This is a genomic window from Lysinibacillus sp. BS3, from assembly GCF_039614735.1.
Classification (GTDB): domain Bacteria; phylum Bacillota; class Bacilli; order Bacillales_A; family Planococcaceae; genus Lysinibacillus; species Lysinibacillus capsici.
Map to the genome: position 1 here is coordinate 3136474 of NZ_CP154860.1, position 17930 is coordinate 3154403.

Here is a 17930-nt window from a genome sequence, read left to right on the forward strand (position 1 = left end):
TATTTTTGTCGTTCCTTTGCAAAAAGGAGCGACTTTTTTATGCCTTTCAAATAAGAATTTTTCATTATAGAAAATAGGGGGGAAGCAAGTGAAAAAAGATGCCCGTTATTCTTGTTATCCATTTATGCGTGAGAAAGCTTCAACGGTCGATTTTGAAATTCGAACAGATAGTCTGACAACACATCTAGGAGTTGCATTAGCTGCGGTAAAAAAAGAGGATGTTCAAGTTGTTGCTGAGGATTTATTGCTTATGTTACCTATGGCTTATCATGTGAATGGCTCAGTACGTGGGAAATTAGCAGTAACTGAAGAGGATTTATCTTGGTTAAGTGAACGTTATGATTTTTACGTTCGCCATGTGAAGGAAGAGATTCAAAGTTTTGTTTTACCTCAAGGAACAGAGGCTGCTGCAGCCTTACATCTTTGTCGCAGTGAGGCAAAAAAATCATATCGTACTTTACACAAAGTATCAGAAGAACGAGAGGTTCCAGCTATTCTTTTCGATTACCTTGGTTTATTAGCTAATGTATGTTTTGTCATGGCTGTTTTTATGAATCAGCAAGCTGGAATAGCGGAAATACCGTTTATTAGTAAATCCTACCCAATGAAAAAGAAAAAGGAGAATAACAATGAAAAAAGTATTTAATTTCCAATGGCTATCAGTGCTCTTACTTGCACTGGTATTAGCAGGCTGTGGCACTGCTGAAGATACAAAAAATAAAGATGCTTCGCAAGATACACAACAAGCAGAGAAAACAAGCTATAAAGTGACAGATGACCGTGGAGTGGAAATAGAGTTTAAAGAAGTACCAAAAACAGTTGTATCTTTACAACCAAGTAATACTGAAATTTTGTTTGCTTTAGGTGTTGGCGATAAAATTGTAGGAGCAACTGAGTACGATACTTACCCAGAGGAAGCACAAAAAATTGAACGTGTCTCTGATACTATGAACTTTAACAGTGAAAGAATTATAGCGTTAAAGCCAGATGTTGTCATTGCTTATACAATAGGTGATAAGGATGCCCTAAAGCCGCTTGAGGACGCAGGAATTAAAGTGTTTGTTATTCAATCTGCGACTACTTTCGACGATGTTTATGGAGATATCGAACAAATTGCTGCTGTGATGGATGTTCCTGATAAAGGAAATAAATTAAACGAAGAGATTAAAGCGAAAATTGCTGAAGTACAAACGAAGGTGAAGGATGTAAAAACGCCGAAAAATGTTTATTTAGAGGTTAGCCCTAAGCCAGACATATATACAGCAGGCTCTAGCACTTTCCAGCAAGAAATATTAGATGCAGCTAATGTTAATAATGTTTTTTCTGACTTGAATAGCTGGGCAAAAGTGAATGAGGAAGATGTTATTGCGAAAAATCCAGATGTTATTTTAACAACAGTAAACTATACAGAAGATCCAATAGGAGAAATTCTTGGACGAGATGGTTGGAATACTGTGAAAGCTATTCAAAACAAAGCGGTATTGTCCATTGATACAGATATCTCTAATCGACCTGGTCCGCGTATTGGTGAAGCTGTAGAATTAGTAGCGAAGGCTGTGTACCCAGAGTTATTTAAATAAGAAATGTTTCCATGCTAGCTGTCAGCCATTCAGCTAGCATTTTTTATGTGGTTTAAATTATTACCTAGCGTGAAAATTGGAATTAATGTAGTTTGTTCTTTAAAATAAAAGTAAGTATGCTTGATAATCTTAGGAGGTGTAGTGATTGGAGCAATTAGAGACAAAGGTAATTCCATTTGAAGCAGTCTATAATTTCCGAGACATGGGTGGATATAAAACAAAAGATGGGCGTAGGGTAAAGAACGGTTTATTTTACCGCTCAGCTGCCCTTGGAAAAATGACACTGGCGGATAAAGAGCTATTTGAAACGTTAGGGATTAAAACCATTTTTGATTATCGCGATAACAATGAGGCGTATCATAATCCTAACCCAGTGTTCTCGCATGCTCAATATATACAAATCCCAGCGAAGGGTAATCATGGTTTTGAAATGCCAACCAATGCTGGTGGTAGAGATTTCTATAAAGTGGTAAGCCCTGAGATGTTTCGGGATTTTTATGCACAAATGCCTTTTAACAATCTTTCATTTAAAGAGTTAATGCAAACGATTCAAAATCCTAATAATCTAGGTCTTGTACATCATTGCGCAGTTGGTAAGGACCGAACGGGTATTGGAGGAGCACTTATTTTACTAGCTTTAGATGTACCTGAGGAGACTATCATGGAGGATTATTTAGATACTAATATACATTTACGTCCAATGGTAGAACGAATGGCTCAGGCTATTCAGCATCAGTATAATGAGCAAGAACTACAGCAATTTTATGCATTAATGTCCGCCCGTGAAGACTATTTACAAGCAGCATTGGATGCGATGGATCGTCGCTATGGTTCTAAGACTGGGTTTTTAGAGCAGGAATTTGGCCTAACAATTGAAAAACGAGAGCAATTACAATCTTATTGCTTAATTTAAAAATGAGCCCTTTCACACGATGTGAAAGGGATTTTTTATGTGGAAGCGCTGTCTTCCTATAAATCTCTTTACAGTCTGAATATTTGTGATAAGATACAATAGATTTTTAAGAAAAAATAGGAGAAGTGAAAGTATTGGCAGACACAATTAAAGAGACAAATAAGTTAAGTCTATTCCATTTAACATGGCCAATCTTCTTAGAAGTTTTTCTATTTATGTTGATGGGACTAGCCGATACTTTTATGCTCAGTGCTTTATCAGATAATGCTGTATCAGGAGTAGGTGCAGCCAATCAATATATCCATATTGCCATCTTGATTCTGGAGGTAGTGGGCAATGGTGCATCTATTGTTGTTTCTCAGTATTTAGGCTCCAAACGCTTTTTTGAAGCGGCCAAGATCTCGGCGTTAGCGGTCACGATGAATTTGGTCGTTGGGCTTTTAATGAGTATTTTATTTTTCTTCTTTGCGAGACATTTAATGACAATGATGAACTTGCAGGGAGAAGTACTCCACTATGCACAAAGTTACTTAGCCATCATTGGGAGTTTTATTTTCCTACAGGCTATTATTAATGCACTCGCTGCAATTATTCGTGTACATGGTTGGACAAAACAAACTATGTACGTTTCGCTTGGCATGAACGTCTTACATGTTGTGCTAAACTACGGCCTTATTTTTGGGAATTTAGGTTTACCAGAGCTTGGTGTGAAAGGAGCGGCTATTTCCTCTGTCATTAGTCGCGGATTAGCCGTCCTAGTATTTTTCTGGTTGCTGTATCAGGTAATGGAAGTGCGCGTAAAGTTACAATATTATTTTGAGTATTCAAAGGAATATGTGAGAAAAATACTAAACATTGGTTTACCATCTGCGTTTGAACAGGTACTTTATCAATTTTGCCAAATCATCTTTTTATATTATGCGACTTACTTAGGAGCAGAAACACTAGCAGCACGACAATATGCTATGAATATTTCGATGTTTACGTATTTATTTGCAATTGCCATTGGTACAGGAACAGCCATTATTATTGGTCGTCATGTAGGTGCAGGAGAAAAAGATGAGGCGTATCATCAGCTATGGAAAAGTGTTCGTGCAGCATTTGCTTTTACGATTATTATGGTCGCAGTCGTTACGCTATTCCGTAAGCCACTTATGCAGGTATTTACTGATAATCCAGAAGTTATTAAGATTGGGGCATCCGTGTTAGCATTAAGTATTTTGCTAGAGACTGGTCGCACAATGAATATCGTTGTCATTAACTCTTTACGCGCTTCTGGGGATGCTAGATTCCCTGTGAAAATTGGTTTTCTATCAATGGTTTGCATGAGCCTGCCGCTTGGCTATTTATTTGTCTTTGTATTGGATTGGGGCTTGGTCGGAATTTGGCTAGCCATTTCAGCAGATGAATGGGTGCGGGCAATTATCGTATACTTTAGATGGAAAAGTCGTAAATGGGAGCGTTATGCTCTTGTATCACCGAACGACAAAAAGGAGGCATAGAAATGGGCGCATTATCGAAACGTGCTATCGGGGCGGCATTAATGGATCAACATATCACCCTTTTTGCTTGTCCAATCTGTCAGCAATCAATGTATGTCTATGAGCAGGGGAGATTGGTTTGTACTTCTAACCATTCCTTTGATATTGCGAAACAAGGCTATGTCAATATGCTGACACATAACGCCGCTTCTAAATATAGTAAGAGCCTTTTTGAATCCCGCAAGGCTGTTATTGATAGTGGGATTTATGATGCTGTAGAAGCCCGAATCGGTGAGCTTATAAGCTCTGCAAAAACGGTGCTCGATACTGGTTGTGGAGAGGGCTCACATTTAGCTCGCATTATGAATGATAGAGATCATGGTATTGGCGTTGGAATTGACATAGCGAAGGAGGGCATTTTGGCTGCAGCACGTCATTATCCTCAACAAATTTGGTGTGTAGGGGATTTAGCTAAAAGTCCATTTGCTCAAGCGAGTTTCGATGCCATTTTAAATATACTATCACCAGCAAATTATGAGGAGTTTAAACGACTTCTTAAACCGAATGGCTATCTTGTGAAGGTTGTACCACAAAGTGGTTATTTGCGGGAACTGCGAGCTCAATTATATGCAGATTCAAACAGGGAAACTTACTCTAATGAACAAATTGTAGCTCGTTTTCAAGATAGTTTTCGTGAGGTAAACGTAGAACGTGTAACTTATACTTTACCGCTTTCAGAAGAGCTAGTACCCGCGCTATTAGAGATGACACCAATGGGTTGGCATAAAGCAGAACAAACAGCCGTTGAACTAAATGAAATCACGATTGATGTGGATCTATTAGTAGGGAAGGTTTAAGTTGGTCACCTGCAATTGCAGTATACTGGTCTTTTCGATTACAATGGGAATAACTATTGAATAAGGTAGGAATGTAACAGTGTATAAACTAGCAGCAAATGTTGTCAAAGTAATATTAAAATTAATGGGTTCAAAGGCTCGTGTATACGGAGAAGAAAACTTGCCGAAAGAGGGTGGGTTTATTATAGCTTGCACACATACTGGCTATGTGGATATTTTAAACCTTGGTGTAGCCATGTACCCTCGTGAAATTCACTTTATGGCGAAGAAGCAATTATTTGAAATGAAAGGGCTTGGCTGGCTTGTTAAGCATTTAAATGCTTTTCCGGTAGACCGTGATAATCCTGGACCAAGCGTGATTAAAATTCCTTCGCAGTTATTGAAGGAAGGTAAAATTGTAGGGATTTTCCCCTCTGGGACACGTAGTGCAGAAGGAACAGATTTAAAACAAGGGGCTATTACCATTGCACAGTTGGCAAAGGCGCAAATTGTTCCAGCTGCTTATGTTGGTGCACGTAATGTGGGTGATGTAATGAAGCGAGGCAAAGGCTATTTAATTTATGGTGAGCCTTTTTATGTAACAGGCAAGGGTAAAGAAGGTCGTGAGCAGTTTACTCAACACCTTGAGCATGAATTAGTTGCTCTAACAGAAGAACTACAGAAACGTATTCCCGTAAAATAAAAGCAAACGGCACTCAGAATCAAATTGATTTTGAGTGCTTTGTTGTAGGAGGAAAATAAAATGATTCGAGTACTTTTCGTATGTTTAGGTAATATCTGTCGCTCACCCATGGCTGAGGCGGTCATGCGCGACATGGTGAAGAAAGAGCATTTAGAAGATAAAATTGAAGTGGATTCCGCTGCTACTAGCTCATGGCATATTGGCGAACCTCCACATAGAGGTACACAGGATAAGCTTAGGGAATATGGTATTTCTACAATAGATATGCAAGGTCGACAATTACAAAAGTCTGATTTTGAAAAGTTTGCTTATATTATTGGAATGGATGAAAGCAATATTCGTAATATCCGCACAATACTAGGCAATCCAAACTCGCCAAAGATTTTTCGTTTTTTAGATTTAACAGCGCATCGTAAGGATGTCCCGGATCCTTATTATACAGGTGATTTTCAGGAAACCTATGAATTGGTGCAAGAAGGCTGTCGGGCATTGCTAGCAAAAATTAAACAAGAGCTGTTGTAAGATGGCGCTAAAATCGTAAATTTTAACAGCCATTTTTTTAGAAAAATGCTACCTTAAACATTGGTATATCTAGCTTTGTAAGCATCATTGTGTTATTATTTGCAGAGTAAAGATACGATAAGTATTTAATTACCATTTACAGATATACAACTGTGTATCTATTATTTTTATAAATTTATCTTTTGAAAGAGAGTGGAAACAATGGGTCGTAAGTGGAACAATATTAAAGAAAAGAAAGCGTCTAAAGATCAAAGCACAAGCCGTATTAATGCAAAATTTGGGCGAGAAATTTATGTGGCAGCTAAATCAGGCGAACCAGATCCAGAGTCAAACCGTGCACTTAAAGTAGTGCTTGAACGCGCAAAAACATACAGTGTTCCAAAACATATTATAGAAAAAGCCATTGATAAAGCAAAAGGTGGCGGTGATGAAAGCTTTGATGAATTACGTTATGAAGGCTTTGGACCAGCCGGCACAATGATTATCGTGGATGCTTTAACAAACAATGTAAATCGTACAGCATCAGATGTACGTGCAGCATTTGGTAAAAATAACGGCAATATGGGTGTCAGTGGATCTGTAGCTTATATGTTCGATTCAACAGCAGTTATTGGCTTAGAAGGTAAAACTGCTGATGAAGTACTAGAGATTTTAATGGAAGCTGATATTGATGCTCGCGATATTCTAGAAGAGGAAGAAGCGGTAATTATTTATGCAGAGCCAGACCAATTCTTTGCGACACAAGAAGCATTAAAGGCTGCGGGCGTAGAAGAATTTACAGTAGCAGAGCTTTCTATGTTGCCTCAAACAGAAGTGACTTTAACTGGCGACGATGTAGCGAAGTTTGAAAAACTAATTGATGCATTAGAAGATTTAGAAGATGTACAGAATGTTTTCCACAATGCAGATTTAGGCGAATAAATATTAACAAAATGAGTAAACCAGTAGCATTTAAGCTACTGGTTTTTAATTAGGGAGGAAAACGATGCAGACTGCTTTAGCCATTATTTTATTTTTAGTCACATTATTTTTTGTCATAGTGCAACCACGAAAACTATCAATTGGCTGGTCAGCCTGTATAGGAGCAGCTATTGCGCTATTAATAGGTGTAGTAACCTGGCATGATGTGTTAGAGGTAACGGGGATTGTTTGGAATGCAACGCTATCATTTATTGGTATTATTTTAATTTCACTCATCTTAGATGAAATTGGCTTTTTCGAATGGGCTGCTCTACATATGGCACGACTTGCAAAGGGAAGTGGAATTCGCTTATTTGTTTATATTAGTTGCCTTGGAGCTGTTGTATCGGCTTTGTTTGCGAACGATGGGGGTGCTTTAATTCTAACGCCGATCGTTTTAGCGATGGTGAGAAAACTGAACTTGAGTGAAAAAATGATCTTTCCATTTATTATTGCAAGTGGATTTATAGCAGATACAACCTCGTTACCGTTCGTTATTAGCAATTTAACGAATATCGTATCAGCTGACTTTTTCGATATAGGCTTTATAGATTATGCAGTTCATATGCTTGTACCGAATTTCTTTTCGTTAGTGGCAAGTATAGTAGTACTTTACATTGTTTTTCGCCGTTCCATACCACAACATTATTCTCTTGAGGCCGTTGAGCAACCAAGTCAGGCAATCCGAGATCCCAAATTATTTTCGATCGCTTGGTATGTAATTGGGATTCTATTAGTGGGCTTCGTAGCTGGTGAGGTTTTACACATCCCTGTATCTTTTATTTTATGTGGGGTCGCTGCAATATTCTTATGGCTAGCACAGCGTAGCTCTGTGGTAGATACAAAAAGAGTTGTAAAAGGAGCGCCATGGAATATTGTGTTCTTCTCAATTGGCATGTATGTGGTTGTCTATGGGTTAAAAAATGTAGGGATGACAGGAATGTTAGCAAATTTATTTGAACTAGCTATACAACAGGGCTTCGTAGTAGCAACGATGACAATGGGATTTGTCGCTGCCATTTTGTCTGCTTTCATGAACAATTTACCTACTGTTATGATAGATGCTTTGGCGATTTCAGAAACAAGCGCATCGGGCATGATGAAAGAGGGACTGATTTATGCAAATATAATTGGTACGAATTTAGGTCCAAAAATGACACCGATTGGTTCACTGGCAACATTACTATGGCTTCATATATTAGCCCAGAAAGGCATTAAAATTAGCTGGGGACAATATTTTAAAATCGGTGTTATTCTTACCATTCCGACACTGTTCGCCACTTTAATTGCATTAATTATTTGGATATGCTTAATATCATAGATTTATTGTCGAAATAGTTGAAAAAATAGTACAATAGGAACTATTAAGATATTAGTATATCAGTATATTAAAGGAGGAAAGTATGCGAGCGACAGGCAAATTAAGCAATAAAATAGTGTTAATGTCATTAGTAATGTTAGTGGCTTTGTTATCTTTTTTCGTTATAACAACAATCTACACAGCAAAATCATCTGTTAATAAAACCATGGGAACACAGGCAGTTGCAGTTGCTGAGAATATTGCAAAACATCTAAATGCTGCTGAATATGAGCAACTCTCAAAGGAACCAAAAGAATCTGAGTTATATTGGCGACTTCGAGAAGAGCTCAACGAATTACGTGAAATAAATGGTGTTCTCTATGCCTATACTTTCGCAGTACCACAGGAAGATAAAAAGGTACGTTTTTTAGTGGACGGTATGCCAGCAGATGATCAAGAAAATGCTGGAGCTATAGGAGATGAGTCCTCCACCACATACTACAAGGATATTGAAAAGGTAAAGAATACAGGAAGTTATTATTCTGCTATTTTACATAGTGATTTTGGAGATTATTTATCTGGTACTGTTCCATTAAAGGATGAGGCAGGGAATACTGTTGCCTTTGTTGGGGTCGATATAGAAGCAACAGAGGTAAGCAATGTTGCGAATGCCGTATTAACGGCTATTTTACCTGCATTAATTATTGTCATATTAGCTTTAACAGGTATTGTTATGTTCATCCTATATCGTTATATTAATGGAGCATTAAAACCTCTTGCACATTTAGGTGATGCAGCACAAAGTTTTGCTCAAGGCGATATTGCTAAGGCAACGATAGCAGTGGAGAAAATCCAGCTAAAAGGAGCAAATGAAATCACAATATTTGCACAATCCTTCAGAGAATCACTACAAAAATTAAAAGAAACTTTCCATACGATTCAACAACGCACATTTGCTTTACAAAATGTTGTTCAAAAAATTGATGAGACTTCTCAGCATGTGGAAGAATCAAACGCTCAAATTGCAGATCGAATTATTGAAATTGCTGCTGGTAGTGAGCAACAGCAGCAAAATAATCAAGAGGTTGTATTAACTATGAATGAGATGTCAATTGGTATTCAACGACTGGCTGATACAACTTCAGAAATTGCGGAGTCATCATCAGCAATGACGGGACTTGTGGAAACAAGTGTTAGTCATTCTCAAGAAGTTGTATCTCAAATTCAAAACGTAGAATCTTCTGTTTTACGTACGGCTAATCATGTCGAGGAAATGGGTGATAAGTTCCGATCAATTGAAGAGATGGTGACCATCATTACGAGTATTGCGGATCAAACCAACCTACTAGCTTTAAACGCTGCAATAGAAGCAGCTAGAGCAGGAGAAGCTGGTAAAGGATTTGCGGTCGTGGCAGATGAAGTTCGTAAACTTGCAGAGATGTCTAAAGCATCTGCTGACGAAATACACATGCATTTAGAAAGCTTTAAGAAAATTACTGATCGAGCGTTACAAGAGATGGCTAGTAGTACCATAGATGTACAGGCAGGCAATAAAGCAGTGCAACACATAGGTGAAAGTCTAGAGAAAATATTGCAATCTGTCCTTGAGGTGAATAATAAAATTCAAGATGACTCTGCTGTCATTGAAGAAATGTCAGCAGGCTCTGAGGAAGTATTAGCTACTACCGAACAGATGAATGCTATTGCGAAGCATAGTGTCCTAGGAACAAAGGAAGTAGCAACTGCCTCAGATTTACAAGTAACGATGGTTTCTGAATTAAATGAAGTTGTAACAATATTAGATCAAACATCTAAAGAGGTTATAGAAACGATTAATACATTTAAATTATGATTAGTTTAGAACTATTTCTCTATAAGCTTATGTCTTGTGGAGAAATAGTTCTTTTTATTTTTGGCATTTAAAATTTAACTGGAGATTAGCATAAAACAAACCATATTAAGGGAAATAAGAAAATAATTTGTGCTTTACCCATTGTGAAAACTTTCAAACCATAACATAATATAAAGTAATATATTGTTGAACGAAGAAAATAGGGGGGCTAAAGTATGAAGTTTTTACGTTCAATACAGGGGAAATTGATTATTATTTCATTGGCACTACTAATTATTCCAAGTTTAATAATTGGTATAGTTAGTTATGGTAAGGCTAAGAATGGGATGGAGGATATAGGAGAACAGGTACTTTACAATAGTGTTGAATCTGCTTTGCAATTAATCGAGCTCGCAAACGAGAGTGTTGAAAAGGGTGACATTCCCTTAGAGGTTGCGCAGGAACGAGTACGTGAAGCATTTCTTGGTCCGAAAGATAGCGAAGGAAAACGGCCTATTAATTATCCGGGTGATTTAGGGGAATATGGCTATATCTATGTGTTGGATGATAAGGGAACATTAACAACACATCCAACACGAGAAGGAGATAATCTTTGGAATGACCAAGATAGCAGTGGCAATTACTTTATTCGAGAAGTAACTGAAAAGGCACTTGATGGTGGTGGTTTTACACAATATGAATTTGAACTACCAGGTCAGGATGTCTTAGCGGATAAAATTATTTATTCTGAGAAAGATCCACATTGGGGATGGATTATTGCATCAGGTACATATATGCAGGATTTTAATGCAGAGGCGAATTCTTTATTGCTAGTAATTGGTTTGACATTAGTAGGTGCCATAATTATTGGGACAATCGTTGTCATTCTTGTATCAAGACACCTGGCATTACCAGTTCAAAAATTATCTAAACGTGTACGTGAAGTAGCAAAAGGGAATTTAACGGTTGAAATTGAGCATTTACAGCGCTCGGATGAAATAGGACAGTTAAATGATGGCTTTAATGAAATGGTACAACAACTTAAAACACTTATTTCAGATGTGGAGGAAGCGATTGTAGAAATACAATCAACTTCAGCAAATTTAACCGCAGTAGCTGAAGAGACAAATGCCTATGGTGATGAAATCGTCAAAGCAATCAATGAAGTATCCCAGGGTGCAGTCAAGCAAGCATCTGATGCAGAGGATACAAACCGAACGGCTATCGAGTTTGCGCAGCAAATAGAAGGATTGCATGATAAAAATGAATTAATGTTAGATGCCTCACAGCATATGAAAAAATCAAATGAAGAAGGCCTAGTCAATTTAGAAAGCTTAAAGGATAAGTCGCGGGAGTCTTCAACTCTCGTTCAGAATATTCAGTCTGTATTTGGTAGTCTAATTGTCAAGGTACGTGAAATTGAAGGCATCGTGGGGACGATTACGGAGATTTCAGATCAAACGAATTTACTTGCACTTAATGCCTCTATTGAAGCAGCAAGAGCGGGTGAACATGGTAAAGGATTCGCAGTTGTCGCGGAAGAGGTACGTAAACTTGCTGATCAAACCTCTGTAGCAACTGAGCTAGTACGCACGACGCTAAAAGGCATTGAAAGTGAAACAAACTTAGTCAATGGAGAAATGCAGAAAACCCATATCATTGTAAGTCAACAAAATGATTCTGTCATGGTAACAGAATCATCCTTTAAAGAAATCAAATTAGCTGTTGAAAAAATCATAGCCATTATAGGCGATACAACAGATAGCGTAGAATATTTAAATAGCTCTAAGAATACGATTATGCAATCGATTGAAAGCATTGCGATGATTAGTGAAAAGAATGCTGCTGCGTCTGAGGAGGTAACAGCATCTGTAGATGAGCAACAACGCGCAATACAACTCGTTAGCGAATCTTCCAATGATTTAACTGATGAAATATCTGCCTTACAGGAGTCTATTAAACGATTTATATTGAGATAATATCTTTCAGGGTGCTTGCTTAACAAGCATCCTTTTCTTTTTATCATCGTTAATAAAAGGTAAAGGAGGAATGATTTGTGAGAAGGTGGCTGATGACAATTGGTGTTATTTTAATCGGTATTGGAATCGTTCTTTATATTTGGCTGGGAAAAGAAATTGATCAGGGTATGGAACCGAAGGCCAATGGTTCAGCTGATTATATGATTATATTGGGAGCAAAAGTTAGGCCAGGTGGTGTACCATCGCTTTCATTAAAAAGTAGATTAGAGGTGGCTGTTCCATACTTAACAAAATACCCACATATTAAGGTCATTGTGTCAGGTGGACAAGGACCTGATGAAGATCGTACAGAGGCATCTGTAATGCAAGACTATTTGGAACAGCATGGCATCGATGCCGCGAGAATTATCATAGAAGATCAATCTACATCTACTTATGAAAATTTAGTATTCTCTAAAGAATTATTACCAAAAGAGACAAAGAAAATTACCATCGTTTCAAATGACTTCCATTTGAAACGTGCAAAATATCTTGCTGAATCGTTAGATTTTGAAGTAGATGTTCTATCAGCAAGAACACCAAAATCAGTAGAAGCAAAATTAAGAATAAGAGAAAGGGCGGCGTTATTAAAAACATATATTGTGGGCTATTAAAACAACAACGCCATTATATTTAGGAACTGCTTCTTTCTCAAAAAATCATGGAACAGAAAAGAGATAATTGTTTCTTAATAGATTCTATTTGGCATATAATAGAAATATTACGGGGTATAGGACAGAAAGAGGGGACTTTTATGACAACGTTTAAAGAATATCAATACAGCCGTCCAAATGTGGCATCAATGAAAGAGCAGCAGTTAGCACTCATTGAGCAATTTAAACAAGCACAATCGATGGACGAGCAAAGTAATATCATTGAAAAGCACAATGCAATTAGTAATGACTTTGCGACAATGGCTAATTTAGTATATATTCGTGCTTCAATCGATACGAACGATGAATTTTATCAAGCAGAACGTGATTATTTCGATGAAGTAGGTCCTGAGTTAGAAGAAGTAACGACAGAATACTATAAAGCTTTAATTGATTCACCATTTCGTGAGCAATTAGAAGAAAAATGGGGTCAACAATTATTTGATCTAGCAACTTATCAAATTAAAGGCTTCTCACCAGAAGTTATTGATTTGATGCAAAAAGAAAACAGACTTGTTTCTGAGTACAATAAGCTTGTTGCATCTGCACAAATTGACTTTAATGGGGAAACATTAACACTCGCTCAGCTTGGTCCGTTTGCAGAGTCAACGGATCGAGAAACACGTAAGGCAGCAACGGATGCTCGCTTTGGCTTCTTTGCACAGCATGAAGATGAATTCGATCGTTTATATGATGAACTTGTCAAGGTACGCCATGAAATTGCGATTAAACTTGGCTATAACAACTATGTTGAACTAGGCTATATTCGTATGAATCGGATTGATTACAATGCTGATATGGTTAAAAAATTCCGTGATCAGGTACGTGATTTAATTGTGCCTGTTGCAACGAAGCTTTACGAGCGTCAGGCAAAGCGAATTGGCATTGAAGATTTCAAATTTTATGATGAAGCACTTAACTTCTTATCAGGTAATGCTACACCAAAAGGGAATCCTGAGTGGATTGTAGCAAACGGTAAAAAAATGTATGAGGAACTTTCACCTGAAACAGGAGAGTTCTTTAATTTCATGATTGACCATGACTTAATGGATCTTGTAGCGAAGAAAGGGAAAGAAAGTGGCGGTTATTGTACGTTTATTGAAAACTATCATTCCCCATTCATTTTCTCAAATTTTAACGGTACTTCAGGTGACATCGATGTATTAACACATGAAGCTGGACATGCTTTCCAAGTTTATTCAAGTCGTAACATTGGCATTCCTGAGTATTTATGGCCTACCTACGAATCTTGTGAAATTCACTCGATGAGTATGGAATTCTTTACTTGGCCTTGGATGGAGCTGTTCTTTGAAGGTGATACAGAGAAATATAAATTTACACATTTAAGTAGTGGTCTTTTATTCTTACCATATGGTGTGGCAGTAGATGAGTTCCAGCATGTTATTTATGAAAATCCAACAATGACTCCTGCTGAACGTAAAGCTGCATGGAAAAAAATTGAGGAAACGTATTTACCACACCGTGACTATGATCATAACAGTTACCTAGAGGCTGGGGGCATTTGGCAACGTCAGGCTCACATCTATGCAAGTCCGTTCTACTACATTGATTACACGTTAGCACAAATTTGTGCCTTCCAATTCTGGAAACGTTCACGTGAAGAATTTGAAGCGGCTTGGAAAGACTATATTCATCTTTGTGGTTTAGGTGGCTCTATGTCCTTTACAAAGCTTGTAAAAGAGGCAGGTTTAATCTCGCCATTTGAGGATGGCTGTGTTGAATCGGTTATTGGAGAAATTGAGACATTCTTAAATTCCATAGATGATTCTTCTCTATAATTGATGACTTAAATTCGTTTCACTTCCACGATAACTATTATTGTGGAAGTGAGCGAATTTTTTAGTTTGTCAGAGGAGTTCTGTAAAAAAATACTAGGATACTTGCGAAATGGTTAATATATCAGTAGTATTTTCAGTAACTGCTATTAAAGGAAGTGAAAGAAAGTGACAAGGAAAGTTTGGTTTCAAGTAGGGGTAGGGATACTACTTACACTATTAATCATTAAATATTTTATAGAAATTCATTGGATTTTTTCACCGCTTGTCATCATATTAAAAGCCATTTTTGTGCCTTTACTACTTGGTGGTGTTCTCTATTATGTGACGGAACCAATTCAGAGATTTTTAGAAAAACGTAGATTTCCTCGATGGGGAAGTATATTGACGATTGTGTTCGGACTAATAGCAATGGTAGGTATTTTTGGCTGGATTATTGGTAACCCGATTGCCGAGCAGGTCAATAAATTAGTGAAGAATGCCCCTATGATTAGTACGAGTATTAGTACGAGCATCCAGCAACTAACAGACTATGTAACGCAAAATAAGGATAACTTCCCTGAGCAATTAAATGATGTTATCGAAAAAATGGCGAATTCGGTACAAGATATTGCAGTAGTGGCGAGTAAAGGATTTGTGTCCTTTTTACAATCCATTGTATCTGTGTCGTTATTAGCCATTTTAATTCCATTCTTCTTTATTTTTATGCTGAAGGATCATGAGAAGTTTGCTCCATCCATCTATAAATATTTCAGTGGTGAACGTCAGCAATGGGTAAAGAAAACGTTAAGTGAAATTGATGATGTATTACGTACCTACATTCAGGGCCAACTGCAAATTAGTTTTTTATTAGCACTAATAATGTATGTAGGCTATTTAATTATCGGATTAGACTATTCGTTATTACTAGTGATTTTTGCATTCTTTATGAATATGATTCCATTTATCGGGCCTTGGATTGCCTTTGCGCCAGCCCTGATTGTGGCAGTTATTCAAGATCCAATTTTAGTGGTGTGGGTTTCGGTTGTGACGCTGGTTGCTCAGCAAATAGACAGCAACTTTATTACACCTAATGTCATGGGGAAATCACTTGATATCCACCCCCTTACGGTTATTACAATTATTTTAGCGGCAGGTAATATAGCAGGTTTTATTGGTATTATTATCGCTGTACCATTTTATGCAGTCTTAAAGGTTATCGTATCCAATATTTATGATCAACGTAATGCAATTAAGAAAAAAGCGACGAAGTCAGTATAGGAGTCGAAACAATGGAACAAGAAATTGTAAAGGTATTTAATGAACAGCATGAGCAAATTGGGACAGCTACGAGAGCGGAAGTGCATGAAAAGGGGCTTTGGCACGAGACTTTTCATTGCTGGCTTGTAAATGAAGACTATATTTATTTTCAAGTACGTAGTTCACAGAAAAAGGATTATCCAGGGTTACTCGATATTACAGCAGCAGGACATCTTTTAGCGATTGAGACAGTAGAGTCAGGCATTCGAGAAGTAAAAGAAGAATTGGGACTTAATATTGATGTCCATGAAGTTGTCAAAATGGGCATGACATCTTGTAGTATCGTTTCTGAAAATATGATCGACAATGAATTTTGCCATGTCTACATATATCCTTTCAAGCATGATTGGGATTCCTTTGCTTTGCAGTATGAAGAAGTATCGGGTGTAGTTAGAGCGAGGCTAAATGAGGCGGAGGCTTTCTTCTTGGGAGAAACGACGACACTTAATATAGAAGGGTATGAATATTTCCCTGATGGTCAACGTGTGAGAATTGTCAGACCAGTAGGTACTGCACAATTTGTTCCTTATCGGGAATTGTATGTTGCACAGGTGATAAAATTCACACGTGAAAAAATATTTAATCAAACCTCATAAGTTTAAATAGGATAAGCTATAATATTAGCTTGTCCTATTTTCTTGCGCAAAAATGATTTAGAAACGACACGATATAATAGGAAAAAATGAGTTATACTGTTAGATAGATTGTAAAGAAAAGGAGCATTTTTTATATGCTAACATTTGAACAAAAACAAGCGATTATTGAATCGTTTTCTGAGCTAACAAAAAAAGAAATTTCTTTAAAGCGCCTAAATTATCATTACATGGACAGTCTTTACGAAAAGACGATTGTAGTTGAGAAATTACATCCAAACGGCAATGGCTTTGTCTTTGTAGGAGATTTATTACGCTATGAGAATGAAGCTAATGATAAAGGATTAGTAAATATTCGCGATTACGATGAACAACAACTTCGTGAAATTATTGAAGACGCAATCCAATATTTATCTGAAGAAGTAGAAGAGCAGGAGCCAATTGTAGAGATTTGGCATAGTCGCGATGGTAGTCAGTTACAGCTAGCTTTTGAGCAACGTTCGTGGAACGTCTATCATGGAGACAATCTGGAAGAGGCATTTGGTACGTATGAGGCAGCAAAGGAATATTTACTAGAAGAAGGCTTTCGTACAAAGAAATAAAAAATACGGGGGATCATGATAGATGAACGGAAAAAAATTAGTGGGAATTGTTATTGTTGTGGTGATTGCGGCATGTTTATTTTCAGTTTATACCATTACTAATTTTTATAAAAATCACGAAGAACAGCCAAATCGTGAAAATCGTGAAATTAATAAGTCAAAGAGCTTGAATTTAATTTTGCCACAGGCTACAATTATCTCGAATTCAAGATAATTGAGAGGTGACTGTCAGTGCAACATATTTTTTATAAAGGTACAGACGAAACAAAGCCGACATTATTATTGCTACATGGTACAGGTGGTAATGAGGAAAGTCTTATTGGGCTGGCAAAAGAAATAGATGAAACAGCCAATATTTTAAGTGTTCGCGGAAATGTACTTGAGCATGGAATGCCACGATTTTTCCGAAGATTAGCCGAAGGTGTCTTTGATATTGAGGATTTAATCTTTCGTACAAAGGAGCTTCATGAATTTTTAAAGACGTCAGCACAGCAATATGGCTTTGATCGCCAACGAATTGTAGCAATAGGGTATTCGAATGGTGCTAATATTGCAGCAAGCTTATTATTCCACTACGATGATGCGTTAGCCGGAGCTATTTTGCATCACCCAATGGTACCAAGACGTGGTATTGAATTACCGCAACTTTCTCCAACACCTGTGTTTATCGGTGCTGGTACGAATGATCCGATGTGTACAGCACAGGAGTCTGAGGATTTAGAAACTCTTTTAAGTGCTGCAGGTGCAACAGTAACGACGAAATGGTTTAATTTTGGTCATCAACTAACAATGCCTGAAGTACAAGCTGCAAAAGAATGGTATAAAAGCATCTACGCTTAATTG

The 17930-nt window shown here is 37.4% G+C and carries 18 protein-coding genes; all 18 read left to right on the forward strand.

The window, feature by feature from the left end:
- The first annotated feature begins 88 nt into the window (after positions 1-88).
- Entirely contained in the window at positions 89-646 is a 558-nt protein-coding gene (locus AAJG31_RS15485; protein ID WP_004231886.1) for a hypothetical protein, read from the forward strand.
- Positions 630-1580 carry a cobalamin-binding protein gene (locus tag AAJG31_RS15490; RefSeq protein ID WP_259950539.1) on the forward strand — a complete coding sequence of 317 codons (951 nt, stop codon included), beginning with the start codon at positions 630-632 and terminating at the stop codon, positions 1578-1580. The genes AAJG31_RS15485 and AAJG31_RS15490 overlap by 17 nt, the downstream gene beginning before the upstream one ends.
- Before the next feature lie 145 nt (positions 1581-1725).
- Positions 1726-2493: a tyrosine-protein phosphatase gene (locus AAJG31_RS15495; protein ID WP_257961895.1), complete on the forward strand. Its 768-nt coding sequence runs from the start codon at positions 1726-1728 to the stop codon at positions 2491-2493.
- A gap of 134 nt (positions 2494-2627) precedes the next feature.
- Positions 2628-3995, forward strand: coding sequence for an MATE family efflux transporter (locus tag AAJG31_RS15500; RefSeq protein ID WP_048394160.1), 1368 nt, complete (start codon positions 2628-2630; stop codon positions 3993-3995).
- Between the two features lie 2 nt (positions 3996-3997).
- Positions 3998-4831 carry a putative RNA methyltransferase gene (locus AAJG31_RS15505; RefSeq protein WP_259950540.1) on the forward strand — a complete coding sequence of 278 codons (834 nt, stop codon included), beginning with the start codon at positions 3998-4000 and terminating at the stop codon, positions 4829-4831.
- Between the two features lie 79 nt (positions 4832-4910).
- The gene (locus AAJG31_RS15510; RefSeq protein ID WP_048394163.1) at positions 4911-5513 is read left to right on the forward strand and encodes a lysophospholipid acyltransferase family protein; all 603 of its coding nucleotides are present in this window, start codon (positions 4911-4913) and stop codon (positions 5511-5513) included.
- A 60-nt stretch (positions 5514-5573) separates the two neighbouring features.
- Positions 5574-6035: a low molecular weight protein-tyrosine-phosphatase gene (locus AAJG31_RS15515; RefSeq protein ID WP_066037998.1), complete on the forward strand. Its 462-nt coding sequence runs from the start codon at positions 5574-5576 to the stop codon at positions 6033-6035.
- A gap of 201 nt (positions 6036-6236) precedes the next feature.
- The gene (locus AAJG31_RS15520) at positions 6237-6956 is read left to right on the forward strand and encodes a YebC/PmpR family DNA-binding transcriptional regulator (protein WP_004231899.1); all 720 of its coding nucleotides are present in this window, start codon (positions 6237-6239) and stop codon (positions 6954-6956) included.
- Between the two features lie 64 nt (positions 6957-7020).
- On the forward strand, positions 7021-8316 hold the full coding sequence (locus tag AAJG31_RS15525; RefSeq protein WP_259950541.1) for an arsenic transporter: 1296 nt from the start codon (positions 7021-7023) through the stop codon (positions 8314-8316).
- An 82-nt stretch (positions 8317-8398) separates the two neighbouring features.
- Positions 8399-10147, forward strand: a complete 1749-nt coding sequence (locus AAJG31_RS15530; RefSeq protein ID WP_054549626.1) for a methyl-accepting chemotaxis protein — start codon at positions 8399-8401, stop codon at positions 10145-10147.
- A 215-nt stretch (positions 10148-10362) separates the two neighbouring features.
- Positions 10363-12105 (forward strand): methyl-accepting chemotaxis protein, encoded by a 1743-nt coding sequence (locus tag AAJG31_RS15535; protein WP_259950543.1) that lies wholly within the window; start codon positions 10363-10365, stop codon positions 12103-12105.
- A gap of 92 nt (positions 12106-12197) precedes the next feature.
- Positions 12198-12758: a YdcF family protein gene (locus AAJG31_RS15540; protein ID WP_311198644.1), complete on the forward strand. Its 561-nt coding sequence runs from the start codon at positions 12198-12200 to the stop codon at positions 12756-12758.
- A 140-nt stretch (positions 12759-12898) separates the two neighbouring features.
- Entirely contained in the window at positions 12899-14596 is a 1698-nt protein-coding gene (locus AAJG31_RS15545) for a M3 family oligoendopeptidase (protein WP_048394174.1), read from the forward strand.
- A gap of 165 nt (positions 14597-14761) precedes the next feature.
- Positions 14762-15853 (forward strand): AI-2E family transporter, encoded by a 1092-nt coding sequence (locus AAJG31_RS15550; protein WP_048394176.1) that lies wholly within the window; start codon positions 14762-14764, stop codon positions 15851-15853.
- An 11-nt stretch (positions 15854-15864) separates the two neighbouring features.
- Positions 15865-16488, forward strand: coding sequence for an NUDIX domain-containing protein (locus AAJG31_RS15555; RefSeq protein ID WP_036079462.1), 624 nt, complete (start codon positions 15865-15867; stop codon positions 16486-16488).
- Between the two features lie 134 nt (positions 16489-16622).
- The gene (locus AAJG31_RS15560) at positions 16623-17087 is read left to right on the forward strand and encodes a hypothetical protein (protein WP_004231915.1); all 465 of its coding nucleotides are present in this window, start codon (positions 16623-16625) and stop codon (positions 17085-17087) included.
- A 22-nt stretch (positions 17088-17109) separates the two neighbouring features.
- Positions 17110-17301 carry a hypothetical protein gene (locus AAJG31_RS15565; protein ID WP_004231917.1) on the forward strand — a complete coding sequence of 64 codons (192 nt, stop codon included), beginning with the start codon at positions 17110-17112 and terminating at the stop codon, positions 17299-17301.
- A gap of 17 nt (positions 17302-17318) precedes the next feature.
- Entirely contained in the window at positions 17319-17927 is a 609-nt protein-coding gene (locus AAJG31_RS15570) for an alpha/beta hydrolase (RefSeq protein ID WP_279493305.1), read from the forward strand.
- Positions 17928-17930 lie beyond the last annotated feature (3 nt).

Excerpts from the sequence above, each read along its gene's own strand:
- AAJG31_RS15535 (WP_259950543.1), top strand. The coding sequence starts at position 10,363 with ATGAAGTTTTTACGTTCAATACAGGGGAAATTGATTATTATTTCATTG.
- AAJG31_RS15490 (WP_259950539.1), top strand. The coding sequence starts at position 630 with ATGAAAAAAGTATTTAATTTCCAATGGCTATCAGTGCTCTTACTTGCA.
- AAJG31_RS15530 (WP_054549626.1), top strand. The coding sequence starts at position 8,399 with ATGCGAGCGACAGGCAAATTAAGCAATAAAATAGTGTTAATGTCATTA.
- AAJG31_RS15520 (WP_004231899.1), top strand. The coding sequence starts at position 6,237 with ATGGGTCGTAAGTGGAACAATATTAAAGAAAAGAAAGCGTCTAAAGAT.
- AAJG31_RS15560 (WP_004231915.1), top strand. The coding sequence starts at position 16,623 with ATGCTAACATTTGAACAAAAACAAGCGATTATTGAATCGTTTTCTGAG.
- AAJG31_RS15515 (WP_066037998.1), top strand. The coding sequence starts at position 5,574 with ATGATTCGAGTACTTTTCGTATGTTTAGGTAATATCTGTCGCTCACCC.
- AAJG31_RS15505 (WP_259950540.1), top strand. The coding sequence starts at position 3,998 with ATGGGCGCATTATCGAAACGTGCTATCGGGGCGGCATTAATGGATCAA.
- AAJG31_RS15545 (WP_048394174.1), top strand. The coding sequence starts at position 12,899 with ATGACAACGTTTAAAGAATATCAATACAGCCGTCCAAATGTGGCATCA.
- AAJG31_RS15525 (WP_259950541.1), top strand. The coding sequence starts at position 7,021 with ATGCAGACTGCTTTAGCCATTATTTTATTTTTAGTCACATTATTTTTT.
- AAJG31_RS15555 (WP_036079462.1), top strand. The coding sequence starts at position 15,865 with ATGGAACAAGAAATTGTAAAGGTATTTAATGAACAGCATGAGCAAATT.
- AAJG31_RS15540 (WP_311198644.1), top strand. The coding sequence starts at position 12,198 with ATGACAATTGGTGTTATTTTAATCGGTATTGGAATCGTTCTTTATATT.
- AAJG31_RS15565 (WP_004231917.1), top strand. The coding sequence starts at position 17,110 with ATGAACGGAAAAAAATTAGTGGGAATTGTTATTGTTGTGGTGATTGCG.